The sequence below is a fragment of the Pacificibacter sp. AS14 genome, from assembly GCF_038899935.1.
Classification (GTDB): Bacteria; Pseudomonadota; Alphaproteobacteria; order Rhodobacterales; family Rhodobacteraceae; genus Celeribacter.
Genome location: NZ_JBBMQI010000001.1, coordinates 32,783 through 58,894, shown reverse-complemented (window position 1 = coordinate 58,894; position 26,112 = coordinate 32,783). Strand labels below are relative to the sequence as shown.

The window sequence follows — 26,112 nt, the reverse complement described above, 5'->3', positions numbered from 1 at the left end:
TCTGAACAAGATTTGTTTAGATTTCATAAGTAAGAAAAAGGCCGCTGAAACTAGATTTCGGTGGCCTTTTGTGTGCAAAAAGAAACGAACTGAAGAGAACTAGGATCGCTATCGTGAGCTTTTATTTTAACCTGAAAACAGAAAATAGAGTCTCTGAACAGGCCGTTCTAGACGCGCTTGATGATCAAGATGTTGGCGTCAAAAATAACCCCTACGGCGCCGTCTATTTCATATCAGGCAAATCGCTCAGAGGCGTCATGGTCTATGAGACGAAACGTGGCTACGACATTGGTTTGAATGCATTTTCAACGCGTGAGGATATAAAGTTGTGTCGCAACGTAGTTGCGGCAATCGGATCACTCACACAGGCGACAATCAAGGCCCAAGACGACGACACTGTTTTGTCACCTGAGAGTGTCACCAACTATGGTGGCGACGCATGGGTGAAAGCCCGTTGGCATGAGGCCAAGGCCGTGGCCTTAATGCTGAAAAATGACAAAAGCACCGCATGTATTGACGGATATCAAGTGCCCTTTGGCATCTCGCGCAAGGACTTTCGAAACGCTAAAGAAATCTCTAAAGCCGAGATTTCAGCAATTCAAGCAGAAGGGGTCGAGCTTCAAAGCCTCGCAGAACAAGACGACATTCATCATGCTGAGTTGTTCGAAATAAAGCTCCACGCTTTAAGTGTCTTTAGAAAACTTATGCGATTGCTGCGTGCCAAAGGGCTGCGTCGACCAAACAGCCTTGAGCACTTTGGGGTGGTTGAGAACACACGCACTCTGACGCCGCTGCTGACCAAACCAGAACAAGCCTCACGCGTTTACTTGATATCCGCGTCAGGCGAAAAGAGATGGGTCCCCTTTGATCAATTCACCGCACATCTGCGCGCGCTTTCACATCGGGAATTTGGCACAGGCGTTTTTGACACAACGCTCAGTGGTGGTGATTTCCATAAGCTCTTCCAAAGCGGTTCAGAAGATTAGACTTGCGCAAATCGAACAAAAAGCCCCTATCAGAGTGACCTGGCAGGGGCTTTGCTATTCATAAATCTACAATTTGCGTTCTATTTTTCGCGCGCGCCGATCAGTTGGTTCATCGACACAGAAGGCTGCGAGCACCCTGCCTCGCCAACGATCTTGGCCGGAACACCTGCAACCGTTTTGCAGTCCGGCACTTCGCTCAGCACAACCGATCCGGCGGCAATACGCGAACATGAACCGATTTTAATATTGCCAAGAACGCTCGCCCCTGCGCCGATCAAAACACCATCCCCAATTTTTGGGTGACGGTCTTCGTCCTCTTTGCCGGTGCCGCCAAGGGTCACGGAATGCAAAATAGAGACGTTGTTGCCGATCACAGCCGTTTCACCGAATACAAGCGAATGGGCGTGATCCAAAAACAGGCCTTGGCCAATTTTACATGCGGGATGAATGTCGATCGAGAACTGTTCCGACACGCGCATCTGGATGAAATAAGCCAGATCTTGGCGTCCACTCCGCCACAGCCAATTGGCAATGCGGTAAGCTTGGATGGCCTGGAAGCCTTTGAAATACAACAAAGGCTGGATGTAACGATGGCAAGCAGGATCACGATCGAACACAGCCACGATATCTGCCCGAGCGAATTGACCGAGCGCGGGATCATCGGCGTAAGCCTCATCAATCAGTTCACGCAACAGCTGTTCTGACATATCTGCCGAGGCCATTTTTTGCGCCAGACGGTAGGCCAAAGCATCTTCCAACGTGCTGTGATGCAAAATGCAGGCATGGACCAGACCACCCAGAAGCGGTTCAGCATCAACGGCTTGGCGCGCCTCGCTTACGATTTGCGTCCAAACGGGGTCCAGTTCTGAAAGTTTAGTGCGGGTTTTGGCCATCATGCTGATCCTCTTTTCTTAAGGATACTATAGATAGGCTAGATATCCAAAACGCAAGTAAACTTGCCGTTTAAAAATCACATAAGGGCGTTAGAAAAGTGAAAAGCCCTCATGCCAAATAGCACAAGGGCTTTGTTTTTATTGTCGCCTTGGCCCAAGAATTCAGCGCTAAGCTGTGGGCAACGAGAATTGCGCATAATGGATCGCCAAGCGGATATCACCAGCGGCAAAATCTCCACCTTCTGCGGTCAAGATAAGATCTTCGTCACTATAGTAGGTCAATGGCGTGCCTGTAAGACCACGCATCCAACTGCCAGACGACAAAGAAAGCCCTGCGCCATAGCGGTTACTAGATCCAGATACCCCAACGGAATATCCAGTCAGCGTGCCCGTTATGTCGCTCAAGACGCGCCCTGTCACACCATAAACAACGGCTTGTCCGGGGAAGGCTAGCGTCGCAGCAGATGTCGTTCCAGCGACAATTGTATGATCGATTTCTTTGACCAAGATTTGCATACCCGCACCATTGACAGATAAAGACTGCAAACCCATTTGCCATGATGTACCGTCAAAACCGGCCCACCCGTTTTGATCCGCAATGTAGGCGCGCATCCCAAGCGTGACAGGGACAAAGACCCAACCGCCACTCACATACAGTGCGATGTCGCCCTCTTGGCCCGCCCACTCATTGACAGCAGAATTGGAGACAGCATAGGCGTCGCCCTCTTGTGGCGTCAAAGGAGGCGTGTTTAGCGTCACAGACTGCAACCGTAGCTGCATCAACCCGTCAAGACGCGTCAACGCTTCGTTGACGGTGACATGTTTTTGCGCCTGAGCGGCCTGCAAAAGGGGCAGTGAAAAGCGGGTTGTATCACTCATTGATCTCAATCCTTTTGAAGAGGCCCGCTCCGAAACTGTCGGACATCTGGGCAATTTGAATGGTGTAGAGGCCAGACAGGCCATCTGCGGATTTTTGCGACGCTGAATACGTCCAAGACGGGATCGTCACATAGGTTTCGCGTAGAACACTGCCCCCTTGCACAACTTGTACAAGGTAGCTTTCAGATGTTTCCCCCAAAGGCACTTCGGTTGATTGCCAGCTATCGCCGTCGGTGCGTGTACGCCGAACCCAAGTAACAGATGTGTCACCAGGAGCCGAATTGGAGGCACGCAAATGGGCTGGCGCATAGGGCCGAAGCCCAATGCCATCAAAGGCTTCTACAACATAAGTGTAGCTTGGATCATCATAAGATCGTTGCGACGGACCAATGCGGTAGTGACGCGCCAACCCCCGCGCAGATTGCGCAATGTCAATTTGGCGCAACGCGTCATTGATCAACACAAAGCGTGATCCGATCGGCCACGATGCCGCGAGTCCATCCGTCCCCGCCTGCCCTCGCAAGCGCAGAGAAATTTCATAAGTGTAGGGCCCAACAAGTGTTGCATTGGCAAATTGGAACACTTCCCAATTTGACGCAGATCCATCACCAATGGCGGCCACATTTGCCCCATTGAGTACATCAATCTCGGCGGCTGAACTTAACTCACCGCGCACAAGCTTTACCCGAAGTACAGGTCCACGATCCCAAATCGCAGGATCAGCAGCGCTCAGACTGGTTTGCGTTGTCCCGATTGTGGCCCAAGCCGGTAGCAATGTATTGAGTCCATATCCACTGTCGGAGCTAGAAGAATAAACGGCCGCCGAACCCGGCCAAGGGCGCGCAGTGGCCGCGATATGCGGCGCATAAGGCATCTCATCCCCAGTCAGCAGCGGTAAATCCATGAACTGAGACAGCACGGGAACCGGCGCAGAAAACGGTTGTGCCGTTACAATTTCCTCAACCATGTCAGAGGGTTCATAGATCTCCTCTTCCACGCGAACGGCTTCGACTTCGCGTGATGATCCAAGCGTGGCGTGATCAATGCGGTAGCGCGCCTTACCAATATCGCTGTCCAATTCGATCACATCGCCAGCGCCAAGCGCAAAGCTAGACGGCGGCAAGGCAAACCGCGCCGTATCCCGTGCGATCCGTGCCTCAGCCAACCAACGCTCTACAATCTGGCGCCCTTCCGTGCGTGTGAGCGCCAAAGGCAACTCAGACTGTGACACCAAACGGCTTTGCTCATCGGGGAACAGAGCCTCCTCGGCACGCGCGCCATAATCGGCATCGGCATCGATAAAGGTCAGGCGCACCTTACCAGCCACTTCTGCTTCAGGTGCTCGTGTGAGCTCCAGCGCGCCGTCCCTGTCTGATGACATGACAAGGGTGCTTTGCGTCACATCCGCCTTCGCCTTTCCATCACGAGACCGGAAGGTCAAAAGCCCATCTCGCTCGATGGCCTCAAAGCCAAAGGCTAACATCAAAGGTTGCAATGCAGAGCGTGCTCCTGAAATTTCGCCAACAGTATAGCCGCGTACGATACCGTAAAGTTCAGACACATCCACACCGATCACGCCAGAGCGCGCGCAAATCTCAGTCACAACATCAGACAAAGACCGCGCAGTTGAACGCCCATTAAGCCAATGGCCTTTGGCGTAATTGCCGCCGTCGCTCCACAGCGAGGTAACCGTAGGAAACGCCGGATAGGGTCGCCCATCCCAAGCCCAAACATGAGCACGCGACATATCAACCATCTGCGCGCCATAGACCTCGGACACAGGATTGACCTCGCTTTGAGCCCAATATTCGCTGAGTGCACGAACATATTGTAATTGAATATAGTCATCGCGTCGCCCGTTCGAATATTTCGGCAAAGAGCTTTCGGATGATTTCGCATCAATGAATTTATTGGGCTGGTTGGTCCCCTTGTCGATCGCAGCGCAGCCAATTTCAGTAAACCAAATCGGTTTTGATTTGGGTTCCCACAGCGTTGATATCTCGACACGCACCCCTGAAATCCGCTCATGGTGATCGTTTTCCCACCAGCTGCGAATGTCTTTGTAGCGCCAAACCCAATCCTCGCCATAAGCACCATCTTGGATCGGCGTACGTATTTGGGCGTCTGCGTGCTCATCAAAGGCGTAGTACCAGTCATAGCCTTCGCCGCCCTCGATATTGGCTTTGAGGTACTCAAGATTGTAAATCGACCCATAGGCTTCATCCGCATGACCCTCTTCATCTCGCCAGTCAGACAGAGGCATATAGTTGTCGATACCGATGAAATCGATATTGTCATCGGCCCAGAGCGCATCAAGAGGGTAATACAGATCGCCGTTCAGCGAATAGCCAGAATACTCGGACCAGTCGGCGGCATAGCTGATCTTGCAACTCGCCCCCAAAATCCCCCGCACATCGGCAGCCAATTGAATAAGCGCCTCAACAGCCGGAAACCCGTTCGCGCCGCGAATACGGGTGAGACCTCGCATTTCAGACCCGATGCAAAAAGCATCCACGCCACCGGCAGCCGCACACAAGTGCGCATAGTGCAAAATCATCCGGCGATACGAGGCCTCTGCAGGTCCGGAATAAATCACAGCGCCGTCCATTATTGAGAAATCACTGACTTGGACAGTTCCCACAAAGGCCGCGACTTCCGCGTCTGCGGCGGCAGTACCATCAGTCGTGCCGCTTTGATCAGGTGCTAGCGATGTCGTGATCCGGCCACGCCATGGCAACGCAGGCTGATCATCAGCGCCACTCCAAGGGTCCGTCAGACCATTTCCGTCCAATTGGTCCATCAAAATAAAGGGGTAAAACATCACCGCTTGCCCTGCATCTTGCAGCGCTATGATCGCCTCAATCACAGACTGATCCGAAGGCGTGCCTCCGTAGATTGCGCGATCATCAATATCCGTTGGCACAATAGACGCCGTAGAGCGGGAAAATCCGCCAGCGGTCCAAGGCATATTGTCGCCATCAACCGTAGCCTGCTCCACTTTGGGCAACAGGTTACAACTGCCAACACGCAGGTCATCGCCGAACCAAGACACAACCAAAGACGTCGATCCACAATTCGGCAATTCGTCTTTTAACGCGTCAACAGAGGTCTCAAAATCCGTTTTGCCAGACTCAGAATTCAAATTTGCCGCAACCGTCTCACCAACATCGCCTGTTACATAAACCGGAGTGGTGGCCAACGCATATTCTCCAGTTCCAGGGATCATCGCCACGGCATTGACCAAATGGGTCATATCGCTTTTGAACTCGGTCGATTGATCAGGGCGCATCACTTCAAAAGTGAATTGCGGCACACGGTTGCCAAAGCGCGCGAGGTCCAAATCCTCGAACACAACATAGGCGACGCCACGATAGGCTGGCACAAGACCAGAGCCTTCGACCGCTTCCATTTTTGGGTCCGGCATTTGATCGGCAGCCCCCGTATAGACTCGCATGGTCACATCTTCTGGCGCGATTTCAATACCATCGGCCCAAATGCGGCCAACGCGCGAAATTTCACCTTCGCACAACGCAATCGCCAATGAGATCGAATAACTGTATTCTGTGACCTGTGTTTGAGACGACGTCCCTTTGCCACCGCCACCTGTTGTGGAAGAGTTTTCTTGGAATTGGGTTGCCCAGATGACCTGACCGCCAACACGCATTCGACCGTAAACTTGAGAGATTCCAATGCCCTCGGAAGCACCCGTCAGACGGAAACGGTCAACTTTACCCGTTTCAACAACTTGGCTGCCAACGCCCATGACACGTTGATCAATAGCACGACCAATGGTTGCGCCAATAGCACGTCCGATGACAACGGAAGACAGACCTAAGATGCCGCCGCCAACAGAGGCCCCTGCCGCTGCCCCTACTGCAGAAAGTACGATAGTCGCCATGACTTAGCCTCCGTAATCCGGAAATGAAAAACAAGCCGCCACGCGGCGGCGCCAAGGCAATGTCAGCGCGTTTTCCACAACGCTGTGCCCGCTATAGGCGTGAATAAATGTCGGGGCAGTGCCCGCCTGACCCACGATCCCCAGATGTTTGGCCACGCCACTTTTGCGCATGCGAAAGAGCAAAACATCGCCCTCATCCATTTCGGCAATCGGTTTTTGCAGCAGGTGGCGTTTGGCAGCGGAAAACAGCCGCTCTTCACGCTGCGGCTCGGACCAATCAGGCGTATAAGCAGGCACCAACTCTGGTTCAGTTCCGTAAAGCTCGCGCCAGACACCGCGCAACAACCCAAGACAATCCGTACCTGCGCCTTTGCAAGACGCTTGATGAATATAAGGCGTCCCGATCCATGTGCGCGCCTGTTGTATTACTTTGGCCCCATCGGTCATGCGCTTTCCCCTGAGATAGAACTGTTCATGCTCCCACCCTCATTGAGATCACTCGACAATGGATATGACGTCAGCCAATCTTCACCTGGAATGTGCGGAAAACCCTGAAAATTCAAATAGTTGTCAAACTTCAATCGACAAGTATCGACGCGTCGATCACAGCCCGCTTCGATGCGAATTTGATCCCCCACGGCAATCTCAGCGCGCAGGCTTTCCCAAAGTTCGATGGTACGGCCATCTGATGAAAGGCGATCATTTTTAACAACGCCAACAAGACCTTGCGCTGACCCAGACAGAACGACCACTCTGCCGCCTTCAAACCAGCGGTCATCAAACCCTTCCAAGGCCGAAAACGAAAAGAGTTTTTCGTCGTCAATAGATTCAACTGTGACTTCAGTGCTGTACCCAAGTGATGTCATATCAAAACCGCACCCAGCGCCGCCCAAAACTGCCGAACAGCTGGATTGATACACACGACCTTGAGGCTGATTTAACGCCTCGGTCAAACCACGTAATTCGGCGCGAAAGCCACCAACAGCGCGGGTTATCTCGCCAAAAGAACCATTAAACTGCAACACGCGCTCAGACGTATTGGCCCAGTTGACCAACCACGCCTTCACAGCCGCACTGTCAAAACGACCTGCTTGGATGTCCGTTTCTGTTACCGCTGCGGACGACAAAGCGCCCAAAGCTTCGGTGTTATCAACAGATAACCCCGTGGATTGCTCAAGCGCGTTCGCCGTCAGCCCAGTGCCTGCCGCAAAGACAAGCCCGTCAAATTCAAGGTCCGTATCATGATCGGTAAACCCATAGGTTTGACCATCTTTTCGAACGACTGCCCAACAGCGGCACACAGTCGTCGTACCACTGGCCAAATGAGTGTAAAGTGCTTCACTATCCGTCATCACACACGCACCTCAACCACTGGAACGTTGGGAACCTCACCCGCTTGAAAGGACGATACGGACGTCGCAATGCGATCGGTGTCGAAACGCACAGGCACGTCAAATTCAAACCCAGCAGTGACCGAGACGCCTTCTTCAGGCGGTGTATCGAACCTGATGAGGCCTGTGGTAACATCCACATCCCATGCAATTGATTCTTGAAGTTCAACGCCTTGCGTGCCGACTTTCACAGTGCCCAAGACAGGTTTCGTGATCGGACGCACATAAGTTGCAGTGCCTGAACTGTAGTTTTTATGCAGCTGGAACACCGCCGTTTCGCCGTCACCGGTTCCAATCACTTGGTCTTGGAAATTCACATCTTGGGATGCCTTAGACGTTTTGTAATCGGACCAATCTTTCCAACGAAAGCCGTACAACTGCCCCTGACGCGCCTCAAAGAACGCGATCAAAGCTTCGATATCATCTAGCGACCGCATACCAAGACCAGCATCATACCGACGCCGCGAATGCGCCCAAGGCGTGTTGCGCTCTTCAAAACCGTTGGCCAAGGTGACAACTTCGGTGCGCCGTTCAGGGCCACCTACAGAGCCAAAGCTCAGGTTCGCCGGAAATCTTACGTTATGAAAACCCATTTGGTACCCCTACATCGGATGGTTCTGAGGGCGCTTTCGCCCGAAAATTCGAAATATCGCGTTACTGGTTACGAGATCCGCGCCCCAAGGCTCGGCTAAGCTGCGCAGCGACCTGCGATTGAGACCTACTGAAACCTTGCACGTCTGGCGTTGTGATGTTCATCGTGACATTCACGCTTTTGGACGCACCAGATGCCATCACGCCAAGTTTGCCATTGGCACCACGAGACAGTGGCATAATCGCTTCAGGCCCCGCTTCGCCCATCAAACCGGTCCCGCCGCGCATTGGGAAATACGTTGGGTCAGAAACAACACCGCCGGTGGCAAAAGGTGTCACGCGACCTTGGGAAAAGCTGCCACCCTTCTCGAAGGGCAACAGCCCTTGGATGATGGATTCAAGCCCACTGCCCAACGCAGAACCAACGTGACTTGTCACAGGGGTCACGGCGGCATTATAAGCCGCGTTCAACATCGAGGTTCCGACACCGCGCATGGCCTCTGCCAGTGTATCGCCATCGAAAACCAAACCGTCGATGGCCCGCTTTAGGCCTTTGGATATCCCACGCTCAAGCGTGCCAACTTCGCGCTGCGTCTCAGCGACTGTCGCCTGAAGACGCACCATCTCTTGGTTGAAAGCTGAGGCCATAGCTTCCGCGCCCCCCATTGCGTCTTCCATCTGAGACAACTTGTCTTCGAATTTGTCTAGACCGTTAATGTCAGCCATTGTCTTGCCCTTTCACATCCGTCTTTTGCGGCGCATCATCAGGCGCCTTGTCAGGATAGGCCTGTGCCAATTCATCAAGTCGCGCACGGCTTAGAGGTGCAGACCCTGACCCAGAGCCCAGCATCAAAAGCAGCTCGGCTGGGGTCAGCGCCCAAAACTCACTGGGCCTCAGACGCAGCCCGTTCATTCCTGCGCGCATCAAGGCCGGCCAATCAAATCCATCGTTTGAAATCAAAGACATATCGCTCCCTATCCGGGTACGGTGAAGGCGCGCGCGATCAGCGCTGCACCCACCCGTGCCGCTTCCAAAGGACCGCCAGAAATTTCAGCGACAAGAATGTCGTCATAGCCGCCCGTCCAGCCGCCCCCTCGCAGGCCAGCAACCACAAGGCGCAAGACATCCGCCGTGGAAAAATTACCTGCCTCGTAACGTTCGACCATCGCCACCAGCGTGTCTGTCTCTAAACCTGCTTCAAGCTCAGCCAAAGCGCCCAGCGTCAGTTTCAACACGTAGCGTTTGCCATCTAGCGTGAGTGCCACTTCGCCTGCGAAAGGGTTTGCCATAGATTACACCGCCGTAAAGGTCAGCTCGCCCGCAGACGACATGGACAACTCATAGGTTGCTTCGCCGTTGTGCGAACCGGCGTACTCGATCGAGGTCAGTTGAAACGCACCTTCGACTGTGCCAAAATCAGGAATGATCACCTGAAAATTGGGCACTTCGCCGTCAAAGAAAATCTGACGCGCACGCTCGTCGGTATTTTCATCTTTGAACACACCCGATCCCGAAATGGACGCGGATTTCACACCGGCACCGCCCAAAAGTTCGCGCCAACCGCCAGAGCTTTCCAGCGATGTCACATCAACACTTTCTGTGTTGAACGAAATGCGCGTGGCCCGCAGACCCGCGATGGTTTCGAACTGGCCAGCACCAGTCATGTCGAGTTTGATAAGAAGATCTTTTCCGCTTTGAGCAGCCATTGCCTAAGCCCCTTTTATGAAAAATTGCCGCATTTCGAAGCCAAATTGCGTCTCGACTTCACTCTGAAACGCTTTAGGTGTCCTCAACACGCGCCATGAACCGAATATCGATCCTGCGCACATCACTGTCTTGAACGCGCCGCGCTTTGGCAGACACGAAATAAAGCCCAATCAGACTGCCACGAGACAACGTCAGATCAGCATCGACCAACACATCGGAAATCGCGGCAGCAACCCCTTTGGCGGTCAAAAAACCAGCTGTGTCGGACACAACGCTGACCACAAACTCATGCCGTGCGCCGTGGCCAGTTTTGTCTGAGGCGTCAGTGACATCCTCAGGTCCAAGGCTCACATAAAGCGAGGGCACTGTACCCGTCGGCGCCGCATCATAGATCGCACTGCCAACCAAGCCCGCGAGGGTGACATCAGCGGAAAGCGATTGAAAAACAGCCGTTTGCAAGGCTGCGGATACGCCATAACTCATGATGCAACCTCCTCACGCGATTGACAGACCAAGTAATGTCCCTGCGCGTCCAACTCGGTGACAGACAGGATGCGAAACACCCGTCCACCTTCGATGAAACGCTGATCTGGTTTGGGGCGTCGCGGCGATCCTACAGGTGCGCCACGCACAATAACTTTCATCGGAACACGCGAGACGGTCAGAAAATCCTCAGAGCGCTCCGTCCCTGTGCCAGCTTGAATAGAGGCCCAAAGGGTCCCAAGTTGCGTCCATGTTTCCACATAGCCGCCAGCCCCGTCAGAGATCCGCAAGGCCTCCTCCAGCACCAGTTTACGATTGAGGTGAACCACTGCTGACATCAGCCGCGCCCTCCAAACAACCGCACATTGCGGTAGCGATCCAACAGTGCATTTACGCCAAAGGGCATCGCGCCAGCGCTGACAGCTGTCTCATGGCGATGCTCATAAAAATGAGCGGCCAAAAGCATCACAGCATGCGCTAAATCTGCGGGTAGATCGCCCCATTCGGCGCCAAACCCAGCCGTAAATTCAATACGCGCCTGCCCTGCAACGGGCACAGACGGCAGAACAAAACTGCTGGAGACAATCCGCGGACGGTGCGTGTCTTTATCGAGCAGATACTTAGCCGCATCAATCACAGTCTCAGCGCTCAGGCGATCCACAATCACCAAGGCGGTGATGGTGCTCACAGGGGCCACTGGCAGCGTTTGCGCATCAAGATCACGCCACGCTGTGACGGTCCAAGCAAAGTCTCGTTCGATCAATACTTTGTCCGTGCGCGCTTCAACAGCTGCGAGCGCGGCGCGCAAGTATGTCTCAAGAACCCCGTCCTGAACCCCGTCGTCGCCAAAGCCCGTGCCCAGTCTCAAATGCTCTTTGAACTGTGCCACCGGGAGTACCGCTAGGGGTACTTGGCTTTGCTCCATTAACATCATGGTACATCTCCGATTTCCGGGTCCCCCTGCCACTTGTGATGATGGATGCACGCCCCCGTGTTGCTCGGACGGAGGGGGAGCAGCTAGACAACACGTCAAACGAGACGCGCACCCACCGCTCGTGCCTGGCCTTTACAGATCAGACACGAACTCGTTCAGTTACGGTCTTAGGATGTTGAGAACTTGAGCAGCTTGATCGCTGCAAAATCGCTCACATCACCACCAACGCGTTTTGTAGCGTAGAACAGCACGTGTGGTTTTGCTGAGAACGGATCACGCAAGATGCGCAAATCAGGACGCTCAGCCACAGTGTAGCCTGCTGCGAAATCACCAAAGGCGATGGCAGCCGCGTCTGACGCGATGTCTGGCATGTCTTCCGCGATCAACACAGGGTAACCCATGAGACGTGCCGGCTCACCTGAGGCAAGACCGTCAGACCACAAGAAACGACCATCTGCGTCTTTGAGCTTGCGCACTTGACCAGCTGTTTTGGAGTTCATCACGAAGGTCCCGTTGGCACGGTACTGAGCCCCCAAAGCGTACACGAGTTCCACGATCGCATCCGCCGGATTTGTCACGTCAAAGCCACCATCGGTGCCAGTCGCAACATAGCCCAATGAGCCCCAAGCCCAAACATCGTTATCGATTTGAGCATGCGCCAAGATGCCCGTTGGTTTGTCGATGCCGTCACCGTTGATAAAGGCTGAGGCCTCAGAGGCGGCAAACTTGTCTGCGATACGACCAGCAAGCCATGCTTCGATATCAAAAGCCGCATCGTCAAGAAGACGCTGTGACGCTTTTGGCAAAGCAGAGAGTTCGAACAACGGAATAGAGATGCGGTCAATGGTCGGCGTACCTGTTTCAGAAACAGACCCCGCCTCAGAAACCCAGCCCGTGCCCACATCTGTCGTGTCGATCAGCACATCGTAAGAGGTCGCCTCAACGTTCACCACATTGGCGATAGAGCGAATGGAGGCTGTGGATTTAAGCACAGATTTGATCGTCTCCGCTGTTTGCGGATCCACCAAATAGCCACCATCGCCATTCACGGCTGTGGACATGGATTTGCCTTCAAGGGCCAGACCACGCAACGCGTCGTCATCGCCAATGCGCACATAAGCGCCAAATGCAGATTTGTGTGACATATCAACCTCTTGAGATACGGAAAGGGCCGGACGGCCGAAATTGTGTGATTTACGATCAAGCATGTTCAGTCGCTCTTCCTGTTCTTGAAACTTTGATTTGATATCGGTTTGAAAGTCTTTGAGATCACTCATGAAACCGGCCAGCGCGGTCTTCACCTCAGTGGCAGGACCGCGCGTGGTCAGCGCCGTTTTGGCCGACATATCGGACACACCGGTACCGGCCCGAGCCTTTGTCTCGGTTTTGCTCATCCAAACAATCCTTTGTGTTTTGTTGGTTAGAGGGTGAGAGCGCTGGCCTTAAAGGCGGGCCAGCAGCTTGCGTGCGCCGGTTAAGGCGTCCGCGAGTTCACGCATCATGGTCTCAGCACCAAAGAGATCATCGCCCTTTTCCTCTGTCACCAATCGCGCCTCAGGAAGCATCGGAAAGGTGACCAAAGACACCTCCCAAAGTTCCAGTTCAGACAAAAGCCGTGCGGCTTTGCCATCCTTTTGGTCGCGCAATTTTTGTGCGCGCACCGTGCGGTAGCCAATCGACAATCCGTCAATCGCCCCTGCCTCGATCAACGCCGCGGCTTCACGACCTTTTTCGACATCTTTGAGCAGCCGACCTTTGACATAGAGACCACGTGCGTCTTCTCGCACCTCGTCCCAAATGCCGATAGGCTGCGCGGGATCATGTTGCCAGAGCATCTTTACAGACCGCCCTTTGGCTTTCAGACCCGCCAATGATTTTTTATAAGCGCCGGTTTGCACCACATCGCCACCTTGATCGGTGCAGCCAAACAAGGACGCATAGCCTTCAATCTCAAAGCCGTCGGTGACTTTGATATCTTCGCCAAGGCGCATGAATTTATGCTCAAGCCCGTTATCGATTTGCTTATACATCTGGTTGCTCCTCAGTTTGTTCTGGGTCCAGTGCTGCGTCATTCTCGCTTGGCACATCGGACGCCTCGTCAACATAAACCTCGTCAAACACTTCGGCCTGCGCCTCCACGCTCAACGGGGGCAACCCCAACATCGCGCGCTTTTCATCTGCCGTCAGGAAATCGGCCTTGGCCACACGGTTCCACTGCGCATCACGTTCTGGCGCCAATGCGGACACCTGATCCAAGTCTGGTTTCAGCTCGACCGCCTCGCCCGTCATTTCAGACAGCCAATGCCCGATTGAACCCGTAACCTTATGCACAAGCGGCAGCACCGTCAGGCGGTAAAAGGCGCGATTGGCCTCTTGGTAATTGCCGTAGGTCGCATCCCCAGGAATGCCCAAAAGCATCGGCGGCACCCCAAAGGCGAGCGCGATTTCACGAGCTGCGGCCTCTTTGGTCTTTTGGAATTCCATATCAGACGGGCTAAAGCCCATCGGCTTCCAATCCAAACCACCTTCTAGCAACATCGGGCGCCCTGCGTTGCGCGCGCCTTGATGATGGCTTTCCATCTCTGTCAGCAGGCGATCATATTGATCCGAATTCATCGAGGATTGCCCATCAGAGCCGCCATAAACAATCGCACCAGAAGGACGCGCCGCGTTATCCAGTAGGCCTTTTGACCAACGAGACGCAGAGTTATGCACATCAATCGCTGTGGCCGCCGCTTGGATCGGGGACAATCCGTAATGATCATCCGCAGGGTGAAACGACTTGATATGACACACAGGCGATTGACCGTCGATCACATCAAAACGGTGTTTGCGATTGCCCACGGCATATTCATACGCCACAGGCCAACCATCTGATCCGGGCACCAAGCCCATACGATCAGAGCGCAGGACATGCAGCTCAACGGGCACCTGCCCCCATTCGCCGACAGCTTCCAAATAGCCGTTGCCGGACAGCAGGATCTGCGCGTAAAGCGCTTCAAACAAGTCCGCACGACCTTGTACCGGATTGGGGCGCGAAATGACCGACAGCAAAGGGTGCTCGTCGAAACGTGCATCGCGATTTTGCAAGATCATCGGCAATGCAGCGGCGGCTTCGGCGATCAGTTTCACCGACCGAAACCCAACCGGATTGCCTGTAAAACCGACCCGAGTCAGCGTCGTCGTATCGCGCGGGCTCCATGCCACACGGCCTGCGCTTGAATAAGCGATCGCGGGACCCGTGGCTGAGGCTTTCACCTCAGGCTGCGCTTGTGCGCCTCGCTTCATAAAGTCAAACACCATATCCGTGTCTCTCCTCAAACGTCTTGCAGATGCCAAACCGACACCCCGCTATATGACGGCGCTTGAACACTTCGTGCCCCACGCCCTCATGGCTCATCTCTCAATTCAAACTTTGGCCCTCGGGGGCCACCACAAGGGCTGCACCACGAGGACCTGGAAAGGGGACATGATCCGCACTGTCGCGCATCAAAGCCCAAACGCGGTGTCCGCGCCTTCCCAAAACTCGTCTCAACTGGCGGTCTGTACAAATCATCGTTTGCATCTGCTCGCCTTCGGTAGAAACAGTTTTAGGGGATATGTTAAAACATCTTCCTAGCAGCGCGTACGGTGCTGCGCACGCGGCGCAACACCCTGATCTTGCGCTAACCCAGCGTGCGAATACGCGGACGTGTGTGACCTGCCGCAGGCGCGATCATCACCTCAAAGATGGCCCAGACAAGCGCGTCCAAACGGTCCGGTGATCCTGAGGCTTGAAAACCTTGCGACGTCATTTTGACCATCTGGTCTTCAAGCGCGCCTAAACCACGGGTGTGAAACACGCGACCTTGATCATATAAAGCCGCCACAGGTTCGGCCCGTGCTGCCTTGCCCCGCGTGGCACGGACAGATTTATAGGACACCATAGGATCAATCTGGCGCACGACCTCTTCGACAAGATCTCCGCCTTGGTTGACCTCGGCGACCATTTTGTCTGCCTCCCAGCGTTCCATCGCAGCCAATGCGGCTTTCGCCCAAACCGTTGGCGACGAGGCCGACACGGTTGCATCCTCTAATACATAAGCACGCCAATCTTGCGGTGCACCTTTGGTGACGGCACCAACGACAACGATCCCGCAATCGTCAGATCCTTTATGGCCAGTCACAGGCGGATCGACGGCGACAACGATGCGGTCAAACACAGGTGTTTCATCGACACGGTTGGCCTCCAACTTGTTCAACGTCCACAAAGCGCCCTCTTCTTCTTCAAGCAAAACGCCATCCAGTTCCTGACGCCCAAGCCGTGTGCCTGCGTAACGCGTGCGCACTTCTTCTAAAAACGATGGCGCCAAATTGGCCGCGTTGGCTTCGGTCGGCGCGCGTGTCACCGTGCTGGATTTCAAATCCAAAATCTCTTTGAGAATATTCACATTGCGTGGCGTGGTCGTGACCACTTGACGCGGATCATCGCCCAAGCGCAGACCAAACTGCAACATGTCCCAAGCCTCACGCGGTTTTTTCCACTTTGCCAATTCATCCACCCAAGCGGCGTCGAACTGCGGACCACGCAAAGCCTCGGGATCATTGCCAGAAAACACCATAGCCTCGGCCCCGTTGGGCCAAACCAGCGCACGGCGTGTGGCAATCCATTTGGGGCGGCGATCAGGGGGCGAACAGGCCAAAATGCCAGAATCGCCAAAAACCATCACTTCACGTGCTTGATCGTAAGTCTCACCCACCAGAGCCACGCGTTTGGCTTTGCCTGGCGCAAGAGCCCGCGATCCTTCGACCATCGAGCGTACCCATTCAGAGCCAGCACGGGTCTTGCCCGCGCCGCGCCCGCCCATGATCACCCATGTGCGCCAATCGCCCAAGGGTGGCAATTGATGATCCAAGGCCCAAGCTTCGAACAAAAAAGGGAGCGCCAGAAGCGCTCCCTGATCGTTGCTTTCCAGATCATTCAAGAACTGGGTCTGCACCGCGAGATCTTCGGACGCGATCCAAGCTATCAAGGATCGAAGTTCGAGCGGCGTCAAAGTCGATGGCTCCGTCAGTGGTCGCAAGTTCAAGTTTTCGTCTGTCGTCATCAACTTTCTGCCTTTCTCTGAGAGCCGTGTCTTGGGCTTTGCGCATCTCTGCGATCGCCTTTTGCACATCGGTCCCTGTGCCCACATCCCCGCTTTCCAAACGACGCATAGCCGTTTCAAGCGCGCCTATGGTGCGTTCGAGGTTTCTATTTGCAGACCCGAGAATAGATTTCGGATCAAACTCATCCCCCACAGATGAATGCAAAGTCATGTGTTACCTGCCTCTCATGCTTTCTCCGCACGAGAAACGTGAGACGGGCTCACCCCGTGAAAAACGATCAGTTAAATGCGGCCCCCTCAGGCCACGCCAATTCGCTTACCCACGCCTTCTAGCATTAACAAGCAATGCCACGAGGTGACGAAAAAGTCAAGTTTTTTAATGTTTTCAATAACTTAACGAAAAGTTCGGTCTGATTTACAAAACTTTAACACCACATAAGGAAGTCCTTCTTGCCCCTTGAAAACCAAGGAAAAACCTTTCATGACTGGTACAGATATTGACAAAAGGACCCATTCGACATGGCGGGACGGTTTACAACTGCGTTGAATGAACTCTACGAGGGCGACACAGATCGCGCGCACCGGTTTCGTTATGGGATTTTGGCTTTTGACTTGATCACCATTTGTTTTGTGATCGTCACGTCCTTCATCACCCACACACCATTTATCGAAGCCACCGATATGGTTTTTGGCGCGTTAATTTTGCTCGACTTCTCAGCGCGTGTGTACACAGCTGACAAACGGATGTGGTATCTCACACGCTTGTCAACCTTGGCGGATATCGCCGCGTTGATTTCGTTTTTGGCACCGCTTGCGGGCGAAGGGCTTGGGTTCTTGCGGATTTTGCGCACCCTTCGGCTGTTGCACACCTATCAGTTGATGAACCGGCTGCGCAAAGATTTCGAACTGTTTCGAAAACATGAAGAGGTCATCATCGCGATGATCAATCTTTTGGTGTTTATTTTCGTCACCACCGGTCTGATTTACGCGCTGGAAAACGGTCACAACCCGCATATACGTAACTATGCCGACGCGCTGTATTTCACCATCACAACGCTGACCACCACTGGTTTTGGCGATATCACGTTAGAGGGCACATCGGGGCGCATGGTGTCTATTGCGGTGATGTTCTTTGGTGTCACCTTGTTTTTGCGACTGGCGCAGGTGCTGTTTCGCCCCTCAAAAGTGCGCTTTGAATGCACGACTTGCGGGCTGACGCTTCATGATGCGGACGCGATCCATTGCAAACATTGCGGAACGACGGTGCGCATTGGGACCGAAGGGATGCACTAACAGCGTCCCTAACAGGCGTTATTCCACAGCTGCGCCAAAAATCGCTATGATGGCGCAAAGCGCTGCGATCAAGCCGAAAAAGGCGACTTTTCCACCCCCAACGCCATCGCGTTTGGCCAAGAAAACCGCAATGAGCGCTTGCAATGCGTAGTAAACGGCAAAGGCTTTTGACGCCCAAGAGATGATCACAAACACATCCGTGCCCCAAGTGATGGCGATGCCAAAGCCCACTAAAATGACATAGCCACGCTTGACCGAAACGCGCCCTTTCGTAAGCTCATAAATCAATCCGCCAGCACCTGAAGTATCGGCCACAGCGGCTGAAAATTGTGCTGCCAAAGCAGCAAAAACCAGAAGAATCGGCAAAATTGGAGCGACCAAGACCATCATATCGATGATCGCGGTTTCTGAGGCTTGGATCTGATTTGCCTCGAACACATAGGCGATGAACACCACATAAATCATATAGATCGCGGTCGAGACGCCCTGCGCGATACGCATTGATCTGACCCGAACTCTAGCGTCATATTCTTGACCCAAATAGCGCGAGGTTTCGAACCCTTGGACGGTGACCAAAAGTCCAAACAACAGGCAGACGCCTGCCCAACCCGTCGTTGTCGCGGGACTAAAGACCAAAGCTTCTTGCTGCGTGGTGTCAGCAAAAAACCACCCCAAACCGAACAGAAGTCCACCGATGATCGCGAGTTTCACGCCAACCGAAAACTGCTCCATCCGCTCAAGCGCGGAAAAGCCTTTGGTCCATCCAACGATCAAAATCACCGCAAAAACAACTGAAGTTACGATACGCGCGGCAAAAGCAGAGTCCCATGGCGTTAGATTGACAGCAAAGGACCCAAGTAAATTGAGATAGTAGGCAACGGAAATGATATAGGCAAAGGACAAAGCCCATGAGGCCAATGTCTCAATATGTTTGGTGATCCCCCCGTGATCTTGCTGTCCCAACGCCACGATATTGAACCGAATGGTCGCGCCAATTGCGTAAGCCATCACACAAAGCGCCGCCATCGCAAGCGGGGCCCATACACCATAGGCCTGCGCAAGGATTGGTCCCAACACAAGAAAACCACTGCCGATAATTGAAGCCAATGGGGTCACAGAAGCGCGCCACAGTTTGGCTTTAGCCACCCGTGGCCATGCGAGAATGGCCCCCACAAGTGCTGTCATCATGAGAATGCCGATGGTCTGCATGGTCGTTCCTAAACGCAGTGGGCAAGAGCCCTTTAACAGGTAAAGGGCGCGAATTCCCCCGCGCCCTTTTTTTAAATTTTCACCTGAATTCAAACACTCAGTTCGCGCTTTCGATCTCGCGCCATTTGGCGACATTGGCGTTGTGTTCTGCCAATGTGACCGCAAAGGCGTGACCGCCTGTGCCATCCGCCACAAAGAACACATAAGGCGTATCGTCAGGGTTCACTGCAGCCTCGAGCGAGGCAAGCCCAGGGTTCGCGATGGGACCTGGAGGCAGGCCTTCAATTTTATAAGTGTTGTAAGGGCTATCTGATTGCAGCTCAGACTGGCGCAATCCGCGTCCCAACACACCGTTGCCATTTGTCACACCGTAAACCACCGTCGGATCCGTTTGAAGGCGCATGCCTTTGTTCAAACGGTTCACAAAAACACTGGCCACTTGGCGACGTTCTGTTGGAATGCCCGTTTCCTTTTCGATGATCGACGCCAAGATAAGCGCCTCTTCCGGCGTGGAAATAGGCAAATCATCTGAGCGCGAGGCCCAAACGTCTGCAACACGTATGTCTTGGGCTTCAATCATCCGCGCAATCAAATCGTCCACATCCGAGGCGACTTGCACCTCATAGCTGTCAGGGGCAAGGGAACCCTCATCAGGCACCTCATCTGTGTCGACAGAGCCCGTGATAAAATCAACGCCCTTAAGGCTTTCCAAAACGCGCCAAACAGTCGTACCCTCTGCCACAGAAATACGGAACCGAGTGTCAGCCGCGCCACGTACTTCGGTGTATTTTTCAGGAACTTCTGTGGGCTCATTGCCGGTCACATCAGGGAAAAATTCAGCTACCCGCACATAGCTTTGCGTGCTCGGATCAAGTTCGCGCACCAAAACATCCGTGCGGTTCACACCGATCCGGTACACGACCTCAGTGCCACAAGAAGAGGCCCCTCCGCGGGTGACGATATCGACGATCTCTTCCATCGATGCGTTTTCAGGCACCAAAAATGCCCCCGCTTTAAGCAGGCTTACCTTATCGGTATAATCCGCACCAATTCGAAAAATAGACCCGCTGGAGACCGCGCCTTGATCTTCCAATTGCTGGGACACCCGCGTCATGGTCGACCCAGGCGCCACCCGCAAACAAATCGCAGACGACAATGGTCCTTCGGCGGTGTATTGACCTTTGCCCCAAGCAATTGCCCCTGCCACGATAACAAGGGCAACAATGAGCAAAGTCATGGCGTTAGAAGCGATGGATCGCCACATTAGTCGGTCACTTTCTTAAGCACCAAAGATGCGTTTGTGCCGCCAAAGCCAAAGGAATTCGACAAAACCACATTGATTTCGCGTTCCACCTTTTTGTTCGGGGCAAGATCAATCGGAGTCTCTACAGCAGGGTTATCGAGGTTGATCGTAGGGGGGGCGACTTGGTCACGAATGGCCAAGATCGAGAAGATCGCCTCAACAGCGCCTGCAGCGCCCAAAAGGTGACCGATGGATGATTTGGTCGACGACATGGTCGCCTGTCCGGCAGCATCGCCCAAAAGACGCTCAACGGCTGCCAATTCGATCGTATCCGCCATTGTAGACGTGCCGTGGGCGTTGATGTAATCCACTTCAGATGGCGCGATACCAGCACGATCCAAAGCAGCTTTCATCGCGCGGAAACCGCCATCACCATCAGAGGCAGGCGCAGTAATGTGATACGCATCGCCAGACAGGCCGTAGCCCACAACTTCGGCATAAATCTTGGCACCACGGGCTTTGGCGTGCTCGTACTCTTCAAGCACAACAACACCAGCCCCCTCGCCCATCACGAAACCATCACGGTCATCGTCATAAGGACGTGACGCCGTTTTGGGGTCATCGCGACGTTTGGTGGACAGCGCTTTACAAGCGTTGAAACCCGCCATGCCCAATTCGCAAATCGCAGCTTCTGCGCCACCTGCAACCATAACTTCTGCATCGCCCCATTGGATAAGACGCGCCGCATCGCCAATGGCATGTGCGCCCGTTGAACAGGCGGTCACAACCGAATGGTTCGGGCCTTTAAACCCGTATTTGATCGACACTTGGCCAGAGATCAGATTGATCAACGCGCTTGGGATAAAGAAAGGAGACACGCGACGCGGGCCTTTTTCTTTCAGCAAAATCGCGGTGTCAGCAATAGACGACAAGCCACCAATGCCTGAGCCAAGCAAAACGCCTGTGCGCAAACGGCTTTCTTCGTCCTCGGGTTCCCAATTGGCGTCTGTCAACGCCATGGTCGCAGCCGCAATACCGAACAAAATAAAGTCATCGACTTTCTTTTGCTCTTTAGGGGCCAACCAATCGTTGGGATTGAATGTCCCGTTGGTGCCGTCTCCACGTTTCACTTCGCAGGCGTAATCCGTGCCCAAATGACTCGCATCAAACCGTTGAATCGTGCCCGCCGCGGATTCTCCCGCCAACAGACGCGTCCATGTTTCCTCAACACCACATGCAAGTGGTGATACCATTCCAAGTCCTGTGACAACTACTCGGCGCATTTCGGCCCCCTCATTTTTGATCTCTTTCTCAATACACGCCCTTGGCAAGTGATGAAAGACCCCGCCGCACGTCAAACACCGTTTCGGCGCATCGTTGTAAACCAGATATTGACTGTCACCCCATATTATCAAGTCACGTCACGCATTTTCAAACTGGAGAGATCGATTTGCCCCGACAGCGCACCGGTGCAACGCACGCCATTTTCCGATTTGCGCTACAGCTATGTCTCCGAGTGAGTTTTCACTTGGCAAGCATGATCGTTTTGCCGTTTTCATTGACGTTTCCAGCTAAACTAACCGCGTGGGTGCTTGTTTTTGGTATTTTCGGACTTTTGCCCGCGCGTGCGGCCCCCTCTTGCGGCCTTGAAAAATGGCTAACGAATCTCAACGCGGCGGCAAATTCATATGTCAGAGCGCAGGGAACCCCGAACCAAGTTTCAGCCGAACGCGTCTTTCGCCAGCAAATGGAGCGCTACTCGCGTGATCAATTGGTTCGTCAAATCAACGAAGCAGGGCTGGGTGCGAACAAAGCCGCTTTAGAATCATTTATTGTTGCGCGACGACACCTTTACGATCTGTCGCGGGATGATTGGGGCCCAATGGCCGCGCGCTTTGGTAGCGATCCAAGGTTTACGTCGCAAAGCCAAGCCATGAACAATTTTTTGCAAGCCACCGAATGTGATCCTTTTGCTGAAGACTTTCTGAACGGCACCGTTGCCAAACCGTCTGCTTTAGAACGCATCCAAAACGCGGTTTCAAACTTGGCCAGTGTATCAAAGCCCCCTGTAGAAGTTAAAACGGCACCGTCGCCCCTCATGTTTGATCCCAATAACTTCGACGACTACAGAGCGCCGCGGTATCAACCAAAAACTGATACTATTGTTGTCCCATTGTCCCCATCGCAAAATGCGCCCGTGTACTTGGGTCTGTTCACATTCTTCGTGTCAGCCTCGATTTGGGTTTGGATGCGCATCGGCCTCGCCCAGCGACGCGCAGTTCGTTACCCGTGCAACCTTCCCATCGTAATTTTCGATGGCAGCGTGCCCATCCTAGGCGAATTGCGCGACCTCAGCCAACTCGGAGCCAAACTTGAAACTCGCCTGAAAGTGAAAGCCAAATCCAAACTACTTGTTACAATTAACAAAACCAAACGACGGGCCCGTGTAACATGGACCAACCAACACTTTGTCGGAATCAAATTTGAAAAATCGCTGTCTGAAACGGAAATGACAAACATTCTAGATGGGTTTTCTGCTCAAGTTGTTGCCTCTTACGACGCGCCAGGGGGCTTTGATGCCCTTGTTGATGAGGTCTACGGGTCATCAGCCACGACCCTTACGGACGACCTTGTTCAATTAAATCAAAACGGTTCTGAAAAAGGAAACTTTGCCGATGACACTGAAATCGATGGGATAGCCATCAAAAATGTCTACGCGCCACATGACACAATGCGCCTTGGCGGCGAGAAACCAAGCGACGAGCCCCTTGACGATATCAGCGACTTGCGCAGCGAAAAAATCGCTGACGCTAAATTAAATGACGTTTTGTCCGACGCTGTTCAGACATTTCAGACAGATACCGCCAGTCACGACGATTTGGAAAATCTGTCCCCGCAGGTCAAAGACCCCAACATTGCTGCATAAAAAAAACGGCGCCTCTTAGGGGCGCCGTTGTAACAATTGTACTCAGTGTAAACCTTAGGACGCTTCGGTGATGAATTTAACTGCATCGCCGAATGTTTGGATGGTTTCAGCTGCATCGTCAGGAATCTCGATACCGAATTCTTCTTCGAACGCCATAACCAGCTCAACAGTGTCAAGGCTATCTGCGCCGAGATCGTCGATGAAAGACGCTGTCTCTGTCACTTTGTCTTCTTCAACGTCGAGATGCTCAACAACGATCTTTTTCACACGATCTGAAATGTCGCTCATGTTATTTCCTCATAGTTATATGGGCCCGATGCCCAATTAAAGTGGCCCTCGGGCCTTTCAAAATACCGCAACGCCCCTAAGGACATAACGGTATTCTATCGCGACGACAAATTGTCCCCGCTGCGAATTCTTGGCTGCTAATAGCACAATCTTTACCAGTGGCAAACGATTTGTCCCTATTTGTGCATTTCACCTGCCGTGTTCAACCGCAAGCTCTAAAACAATAACCATTTGGCGTCGCATTTGCACAGTAAACAGCCGAGATAAACTATAGCTTGCTTAGAGCATCGCCATGCCGCCATTGACGTGAATCGTGGCACCTGTAGTATAACCTGCTTCGTTTGAGGCGAGATATAGAACCGACGCTGCGATTTCTGCTGGTGTCCCCATACGCGCTGCAGGAATTTGGGTGTTGATTTTCTCTTTTTGATCGTCGGTCAATTTGTCGGTCATAGCCGTCGCGATAAACCCAGGTGCGACGCAGTTCACAGTGATGCCACGCGACGCCACTTCATAGGCCAAGGATTTCGACATACCAACAACGCCCGCTTTGGACGCGGCATAGTTGCCCTGACCAGGGTTTCCCGTGGCACCAACGATACTTGAGATATTGATGATCCGACCCCAACGCGCTTTCATCATTGGACGCAAAACGCCTTTACACAGGCGCATGGTCGAGGTCAGGTTCACATTCAAAACGCTGTCCCATTCGTCATCAGACATGCGCATAAACAGGTTGTCACGGGTGATGCCCGCGTTGTTGACCAAGATATCAACGGACCCCATGGCTTCAGCCGCCGCTTTTGGCAAAGCCACGACACTGTCTTTGTCGCTCAAGTTACACGGCAACACGAATGCGCGCTCTCCCAGCTCAGCCGCCAAGGCTTCGAGCGGCTCAACCCGTGTGCCTGACAAGCCAACAGTGGCGCCGGCTGCGTGAAGAGCCTTGGCGATCTCGCCGCCGATACCACCGGACGCGCCAGTGATAAGTGCATTTTTACCAGTAAGATCAAACATATATTGTTCCTTATTCATAAAGAGCACAAAGCCCTTATCCAAGAGTTGGGATTAGCTTTTGAGTTTTTCAATGTCAGCCGGCGCGCCAACAGCACTGCAGGTGATTGACTTTTCAATCCGGCGGATCATGCCCGAAAGAGCTTTACCAGCGCCCACTTCAAAGATCTCAGTCACGCCATTCGCGGCCATGTAAGTCACACTTTCGCGCCAACGCACAGATCCCATCACCTGCTCAACCAGCAAGGCACGTATTTCAGCGGAGTCTGTGACGGCAGCAGCGCGCACGTTTGCTACCAAAGGCACTTTAGGGGTCAAAATTTCAACGGCTTCAAGAGCTTCTGCCATAACCTTCGCTGCAGGCTCCATCAAAACACAATGGAAAGGAGCGGATACTGGCAGCAAAACTGCACGTTTTGCACCCTTGGCTTTGGCAATCTCGCAGGCACGCTCAACGGCCGCTTTATGACCAGAAACCACCACTTGGCCGGGATCATTGTCATTGGCCGCTTGCACGACTTCGCCCTCGGCCGCAGCTTCAAGCGCCACCTCTTTGACGGTTTCGAAATCAAGTCCAAGCAAAGCCGCCATCGCGCCAACGCCGACAGGCACGGCCTGTTGCATCGCTAAGCCACGGGTCCGCAAAAGGCGCGCAGTGTCCGCGACCGTCAAAGCGCCAGCAGCGGCCAAAGCCGAGTATTCTCCAAGCGAATGTCCGGCCACGAAAGCCGCCTGATCAAGACCAAAGCCTTCGACCTCAAGCGCGCGCATCGCGGCCAATGAAGTTGCCATCAAGGCAGGCTGTGCGTTTTGCGTCAGGGTCAGCGTTTCCGCGTCGCCCTCCCAAATCATTGCAGAGAGCTTTTCACCCAGCGCGTCATCAACTTCATCAAAGACGGCTTTTGCCTCTGGGTATGTCTCAGCAAGAGCCTTGCCCATCCCAATCGCTTGGGCACCCTGCCCCGGAAAAACCAATGCGCGCGTCATATACGCCCCCTTGTTTGTTACATCTTAGGTCAAAAGACCGTTTTTAGGGGTCTAACGATCTGCACGCGGCGCGGCAAGCTCAAGTGAACAAGGCTGATTGGAGTTTTTAGAATTGTCTTTGCGATCACCAAAGCCGCGCGCCAAAAACAAACGCGCCCCAGCTTTGCTATTTACAAGCAGACAAGCGAAAGTAAATGCGGTCAGATCCCACCCCATATGCACAGGGTACATTTATAGAGTGCACTAAACGCCAAACCTGCCCGCAAACCCCTTGCGCTCTTGGCTCTGGTCCGTATAAGGGC

At 53.5% G+C, this 26,112-nt stretch carries 27 protein-coding genes; 3 read left to right on the top strand and 24 right to left on the bottom strand.

Annotated features, from left to right (window positions below; all coding sequences use genetic code 11):
• Positions 1 to 113 precede the first annotated feature (113 nt).
• Positions 114 to 986 (top strand): hypothetical protein, encoded by an 873-nt coding sequence (locus WNY38_RS00330; RefSeq protein ID WP_342855326.1) that lies wholly within the window; start codon positions 114 to 116, stop codon positions 984 to 986.
• An 80-nt stretch (positions 987 to 1,066) separates the two neighbouring features.
• Here the strand turns inward: WNY38_RS00330 and cysE are convergent, their stop codons facing one another.
• The 18 genes from cysE to WNY38_RS00240 form a co-directional block, all read right to left on the bottom strand.
• Positions 1,067 to 1,879: a serine O-acetyltransferase gene (gene cysE / locus WNY38_RS00325; RefSeq protein WP_342855797.1), complete on the bottom strand. Its 813-nt coding sequence runs from the start codon at positions 1,877 to 1,879 to the stop codon at positions 1,067 to 1,069.
• A 168-nt stretch (positions 1,880 to 2,047) separates the two neighbouring features.
• The gene (locus WNY38_RS00320) at positions 2,048 to 2,758 is read right to left on the bottom strand and encodes a DUF2793 domain-containing protein (RefSeq protein ID WP_342855325.1); all 711 of its coding nucleotides are present in this window, start codon (positions 2,756 to 2,758) and stop codon (positions 2,048 to 2,050) included.
• Entirely contained in the window at positions 2,751 to 6,656 is a 3,906-nt protein-coding gene (locus WNY38_RS00315; RefSeq protein ID WP_342855324.1) for a glycoside hydrolase TIM-barrel-like domain-containing protein, read from the bottom strand. Before WNY38_RS00315 ends, WNY38_RS00320 begins: the two co-directional genes overlap by 8 nt.
• Positions 6,657 to 6,659: 3 nt before the next feature.
• Positions 6,660 to 7,103, bottom strand: a complete 444-nt coding sequence (locus tag WNY38_RS00310) for an NlpC/P60 family protein (RefSeq protein WP_342855323.1) — start codon at positions 7,101 to 7,103, stop codon at positions 6,660 to 6,662.
• Positions 7,100 to 8,008, bottom strand: a complete 909-nt coding sequence (locus tag WNY38_RS00305; RefSeq protein WP_342855322.1) for a DUF2163 domain-containing protein — start codon at positions 8,006 to 8,008, stop codon at positions 7,100 to 7,102. The genes WNY38_RS00310 and WNY38_RS00305 overlap by 4 nt, the downstream gene beginning before the upstream one ends.
• Positions 8,008 to 8,640: a DUF2460 domain-containing protein gene (locus WNY38_RS00300; protein ID WP_342855321.1), complete on the bottom strand. Its 633-nt coding sequence runs from the start codon at positions 8,638 to 8,640 to the stop codon at positions 8,008 to 8,010. Before WNY38_RS00300 ends, WNY38_RS00305 begins: the two co-directional genes overlap by 1 nt.
• 61 nt (positions 8,641 to 8,701) lie before the next feature.
• Positions 8,702 to 9,364, bottom strand: coding sequence for a phage tail tape measure protein (locus WNY38_RS00295; RefSeq protein WP_342855320.1), 663 nt, complete (start codon positions 9,362 to 9,364; stop codon positions 8,702 to 8,704).
• Positions 9,357 to 9,605, bottom strand: coding sequence for a rcc01693 family protein (locus tag WNY38_RS00290; protein WP_342855319.1), 249 nt, complete (start codon positions 9,603 to 9,605; stop codon positions 9,357 to 9,359). The genes WNY38_RS00295 and WNY38_RS00290 overlap by 8 nt, the downstream gene beginning before the upstream one ends.
• 8 nt (positions 9,606 to 9,613) lie before the next feature.
• Complete coding sequence (locus tag WNY38_RS00285; protein WP_342855318.1) at positions 9,614 to 9,928, bottom strand: gene transfer agent family protein; 315 nt, start codon at positions 9,926 to 9,928, stop codon at positions 9,614 to 9,616.
• Positions 9,929 to 9,931: 3 nt separating this feature from the next.
• Positions 9,932 to 10,345, bottom strand: coding sequence for a phage major tail protein, TP901-1 family (locus WNY38_RS00280; RefSeq protein WP_342855317.1), 414 nt, complete (start codon positions 10,343 to 10,345; stop codon positions 9,932 to 9,934).
• 73 nt (positions 10,346 to 10,418) lie between these two features.
• Positions 10,419 to 10,829, bottom strand: a complete 411-nt coding sequence (locus WNY38_RS00275; RefSeq protein ID WP_342855316.1) for a DUF3168 domain-containing protein — start codon at positions 10,827 to 10,829, stop codon at positions 10,419 to 10,421.
• Complete coding sequence (locus tag WNY38_RS00270; RefSeq protein WP_342855315.1) at positions 10,826 to 11,167, bottom strand: head-tail adaptor protein; 342 nt, start codon at positions 11,165 to 11,167, stop codon at positions 10,826 to 10,828. The genes WNY38_RS00275 and WNY38_RS00270 overlap by 4 nt, the downstream gene beginning before the upstream one ends.
• The gene (locus tag WNY38_RS00265; protein ID WP_342855314.1) at positions 11,167 to 11,763 is read right to left on the bottom strand and encodes a head-tail connector protein; all 597 of its coding nucleotides are present in this window, start codon (positions 11,761 to 11,763) and stop codon (positions 11,167 to 11,169) included. The genes WNY38_RS00270 and WNY38_RS00265 overlap by 1 nt, the downstream gene beginning before the upstream one ends.
• Before the next feature lie 167 nt (positions 11,764 to 11,930).
• A complete protein-coding gene (locus WNY38_RS00260; protein WP_342855313.1) occupies positions 11,931 to 13,157 on the bottom strand; it encodes a phage major capsid protein in 1,227 nt (408 codons plus the stop codon).
• A 48-nt stretch (positions 13,158 to 13,205) separates the two neighbouring features.
• Positions 13,206 to 13,793 carry an HK97 family phage prohead protease gene (locus WNY38_RS00255; RefSeq protein WP_342855312.1) on the bottom strand — a complete coding sequence of 196 codons (588 nt, stop codon included), beginning with the start codon at positions 13,791 to 13,793 and terminating at the stop codon, positions 13,206 to 13,208.
• Positions 13,786 to 15,066 carry a phage portal protein gene (locus WNY38_RS00250; RefSeq protein WP_342855311.1) on the bottom strand — a complete coding sequence of 427 codons (1,281 nt, stop codon included), beginning with the start codon at positions 15,064 to 15,066 and terminating at the stop codon, positions 13,786 to 13,788. The genes WNY38_RS00255 and WNY38_RS00250 overlap by 8 nt, the downstream gene beginning before the upstream one ends.
• Positions 15,067 to 15,428: 362 nt before the next feature.
• The gene (locus WNY38_RS00245; RefSeq protein WP_342855310.1) at positions 15,429 to 16,799 is read right to left on the bottom strand and encodes a terminase family protein; all 1,371 of its coding nucleotides are present in this window, start codon (positions 16,797 to 16,799) and stop codon (positions 15,429 to 15,431) included.
• Complete coding sequence (locus tag WNY38_RS00240) at positions 16,720 to 17,061, bottom strand: hypothetical protein (protein ID WP_342855309.1); 342 nt, start codon at positions 17,059 to 17,061, stop codon at positions 16,720 to 16,722. Before WNY38_RS00240 ends, WNY38_RS00245 begins: the two co-directional genes overlap by 80 nt.
• Positions 17,062 to 17,369: 308 nt before the next feature.
• Here WNY38_RS00240 and WNY38_RS00235 point away from each other — a divergent pair, with 308 nt between their 5' ends.
• The gene (locus WNY38_RS00235) at positions 17,370 to 18,143 is read left to right on the top strand and encodes a potassium channel family protein (protein ID WP_342855308.1); all 774 of its coding nucleotides are present in this window, start codon (positions 17,370 to 17,372) and stop codon (positions 18,141 to 18,143) included.
• Between the two features lie 18 nt (positions 18,144 to 18,161).
• Here WNY38_RS00235 and WNY38_RS00230 read toward each other — a convergent pair whose 3' ends face one another.
• From WNY38_RS00230 to fabF, 3 genes are all read right to left on the bottom strand, one after another.
• On the bottom strand, positions 18,162 to 19,352 hold the full coding sequence (locus WNY38_RS00230) for a hypothetical protein (protein ID WP_342855307.1): 1,191 nt from the start codon (positions 19,350 to 19,352) through the stop codon (positions 18,162 to 18,164).
• A gap of 97 nt (positions 19,353 to 19,449) precedes the next feature.
• Positions 19,450 to 20,616: an endolytic transglycosylase MltG gene (gene mltG, locus WNY38_RS00225; RefSeq protein ID WP_342855306.1), complete on the bottom strand. Its 1,167-nt coding sequence runs from the start codon at positions 20,614 to 20,616 to the stop codon at positions 19,450 to 19,452.
• Positions 20,616 to 21,878 (bottom strand): beta-ketoacyl-ACP synthase II, encoded by a 1,263-nt coding sequence (gene fabF, locus WNY38_RS00220; RefSeq protein WP_342855305.1) that lies wholly within the window; start codon positions 21,876 to 21,878, stop codon positions 20,616 to 20,618. The genes mltG and fabF overlap by 1 nt, the downstream gene beginning before the upstream one ends.
• A gap of 254 nt (positions 21,879 to 22,132) precedes the next feature.
• Between fabF and WNY38_RS00215 the strand changes: the two genes are divergently transcribed.
• Positions 22,133 to 23,521 (top strand): PilZ domain-containing protein, encoded by a 1,389-nt coding sequence (locus tag WNY38_RS00215; RefSeq protein ID WP_342855796.1) that lies wholly within the window; start codon positions 22,133 to 22,135, stop codon positions 23,519 to 23,521.
• Positions 23,522 to 23,575: 54 nt separating this feature from the next.
• On the opposite strand, the gene WNY38_RS00210 is transcribed toward WNY38_RS00215, so the two are convergent.
• From WNY38_RS00210 to fabD, 3 genes are all read right to left on the bottom strand, one after another.
• Complete coding sequence (locus tag WNY38_RS00210) at positions 23,576 to 23,809, bottom strand: acyl carrier protein (protein ID WP_215945513.1); 234 nt, start codon at positions 23,807 to 23,809, stop codon at positions 23,576 to 23,578.
• A gap of 279 nt (positions 23,810 to 24,088) precedes the next feature.
• Positions 24,089 to 24,826, bottom strand: a complete 738-nt coding sequence (gene fabG / locus WNY38_RS00205) for a 3-oxoacyl-[acyl-carrier-protein] reductase (protein ID WP_342855304.1) — start codon at positions 24,824 to 24,826, stop codon at positions 24,089 to 24,091.
• A 51-nt stretch (positions 24,827 to 24,877) separates the two neighbouring features.
• Positions 24,878 to 25,810, bottom strand: a complete 933-nt coding sequence (gene fabD, locus WNY38_RS00200) for an ACP S-malonyltransferase (RefSeq protein WP_342855303.1) — start codon at positions 25,808 to 25,810, stop codon at positions 24,878 to 24,880.
• Positions 25,811 to 26,112 lie beyond the last annotated feature (302 nt).

Coding starts and splice junctions, on each gene's coding strand:
- WNY38_RS00240 (WP_342855309.1), bottom strand. CDS start 17,061: ATGACTTTGCATTCATCTGTGGGGGATGAGTTTGATCCGAAATCTATT.
- fabF (WP_342855305.1), bottom strand. CDS start 21,878: ATGCGCCGAGTAGTTGTCACAGGACTTGGAATGGTATCACCACTTGCA.
- WNY38_RS00270 (WP_342855315.1), bottom strand. CDS start 11,167: ATGTCAGCAGTGGTTCACCTCAATCGTAAACTGGTGCTGGAGGAGGCC.
- WNY38_RS00280 (WP_342855317.1), bottom strand. CDS start 10,345: ATGGCTGCTCAAAGCGGAAAAGATCTTCTTATCAAACTCGACATGACT.
- WNY38_RS00295 (WP_342855320.1), bottom strand. CDS start 9,364: ATGGCTGACATTAACGGTCTAGACAAATTCGAAGACAAGTTGTCTCAG.
- WNY38_RS00250 (WP_342855311.1), bottom strand. CDS start 15,066: ATGGTGTTTGACTTTATGAAGCGAGGCGCACAAGCGCAGCCTGAGGTG.
- WNY38_RS00265 (WP_342855314.1), bottom strand. CDS start 11,763: ATGATGTTAATGGAGCAAAGCCAAGTACCCCTAGCGGTACTCCCGGTG.
- WNY38_RS00310 (WP_342855323.1), bottom strand. CDS start 7,103: ATGACCGATGGGGCCAAAGTAATACAACAGGCGCGCACATGGATCGGG.
- WNY38_RS00305 (WP_342855322.1), bottom strand. CDS start 8,008: ATGACGGATAGTGAAGCACTTTACACTCATTTGGCCAGTGGTACGACG.
- WNY38_RS00300 (WP_342855321.1), bottom strand. CDS start 8,640: ATGGGTTTTCATAACGTAAGATTTCCGGCGAACCTGAGCTTTGGCTCT.
- fabG (WP_342855304.1), bottom strand. CDS start 24,826: ATGTTTGATCTTACTGGTAAAAATGCACTTATCACTGGCGCGTCCGGT.
- WNY38_RS00285 (WP_342855318.1), bottom strand. CDS start 9,928: ATGGCAAACCCTTTCGCAGGCGAAGTGGCACTCACGCTAGATGGCAAA.
- WNY38_RS00320 (WP_342855325.1), bottom strand. CDS start 2,758: ATGAGTGATACAACCCGCTTTTCACTGCCCCTTTTGCAGGCCGCTCAG.
- WNY38_RS00260 (WP_342855313.1), bottom strand. CDS start 13,157: ATGAGCAAAACCGAGACAAAGGCTCGGGCCGGTACCGGTGTGTCCGAT.
- WNY38_RS00215 (WP_342855796.1), top strand. CDS start 22,133: ATGATCGTTTTGCCGTTTTCATTGACGTTTCCAGCTAAACTAACCGCG.
- WNY38_RS00235 (WP_342855308.1), top strand. CDS start 17,370: ATGGCGGGACGGTTTACAACTGCGTTGAATGAACTCTACGAGGGCGAC.
- WNY38_RS00275 (WP_342855316.1), bottom strand. CDS start 10,829: ATGAGTTATGGCGTATCCGCAGCCTTGCAAACGGCTGTTTTTCAATCG.
- WNY38_RS00210 (WP_215945513.1), bottom strand. CDS start 23,809: ATGAGCGACATTTCAGATCGTGTGAAAAAGATCGTTGTTGAGCATCTC.
- WNY38_RS00290 (WP_342855319.1), bottom strand. CDS start 9,605: ATGTCTTTGATTTCAAACGATGGATTTGATTGGCCGGCCTTGATGCGC.
- mltG (WP_342855306.1), bottom strand. CDS start 20,616: ATGTGGCGATCCATCGCTTCTAACGCCATGACTTTGCTCATTGTTGCC.
- fabD (WP_342855303.1), bottom strand. CDS start 25,810: ATGACGCGCGCATTGGTTTTTCCGGGGCAGGGTGCCCAAGCGATTGGG.
- WNY38_RS00315 (WP_342855324.1), bottom strand. CDS start 6,656: ATGGCGACTATCGTACTTTCTGCAGTAGGGGCAGCGGCAGGGGCCTCT.
- WNY38_RS00230 (WP_342855307.1), bottom strand. CDS start 19,352: ATGCAGACCATCGGCATTCTCATGATGACAGCACTTGTGGGGGCCATT.
- WNY38_RS00255 (WP_342855312.1), bottom strand. CDS start 13,793: ATGTATAAGCAAATCGATAACGGGCTTGAGCATAAATTCATGCGCCTT.
- cysE (WP_342855797.1), bottom strand. CDS start 1,879: ATGGCCAAAACCCGCACTAAACTTTCAGAACTGGACCCCGTTTGGACG.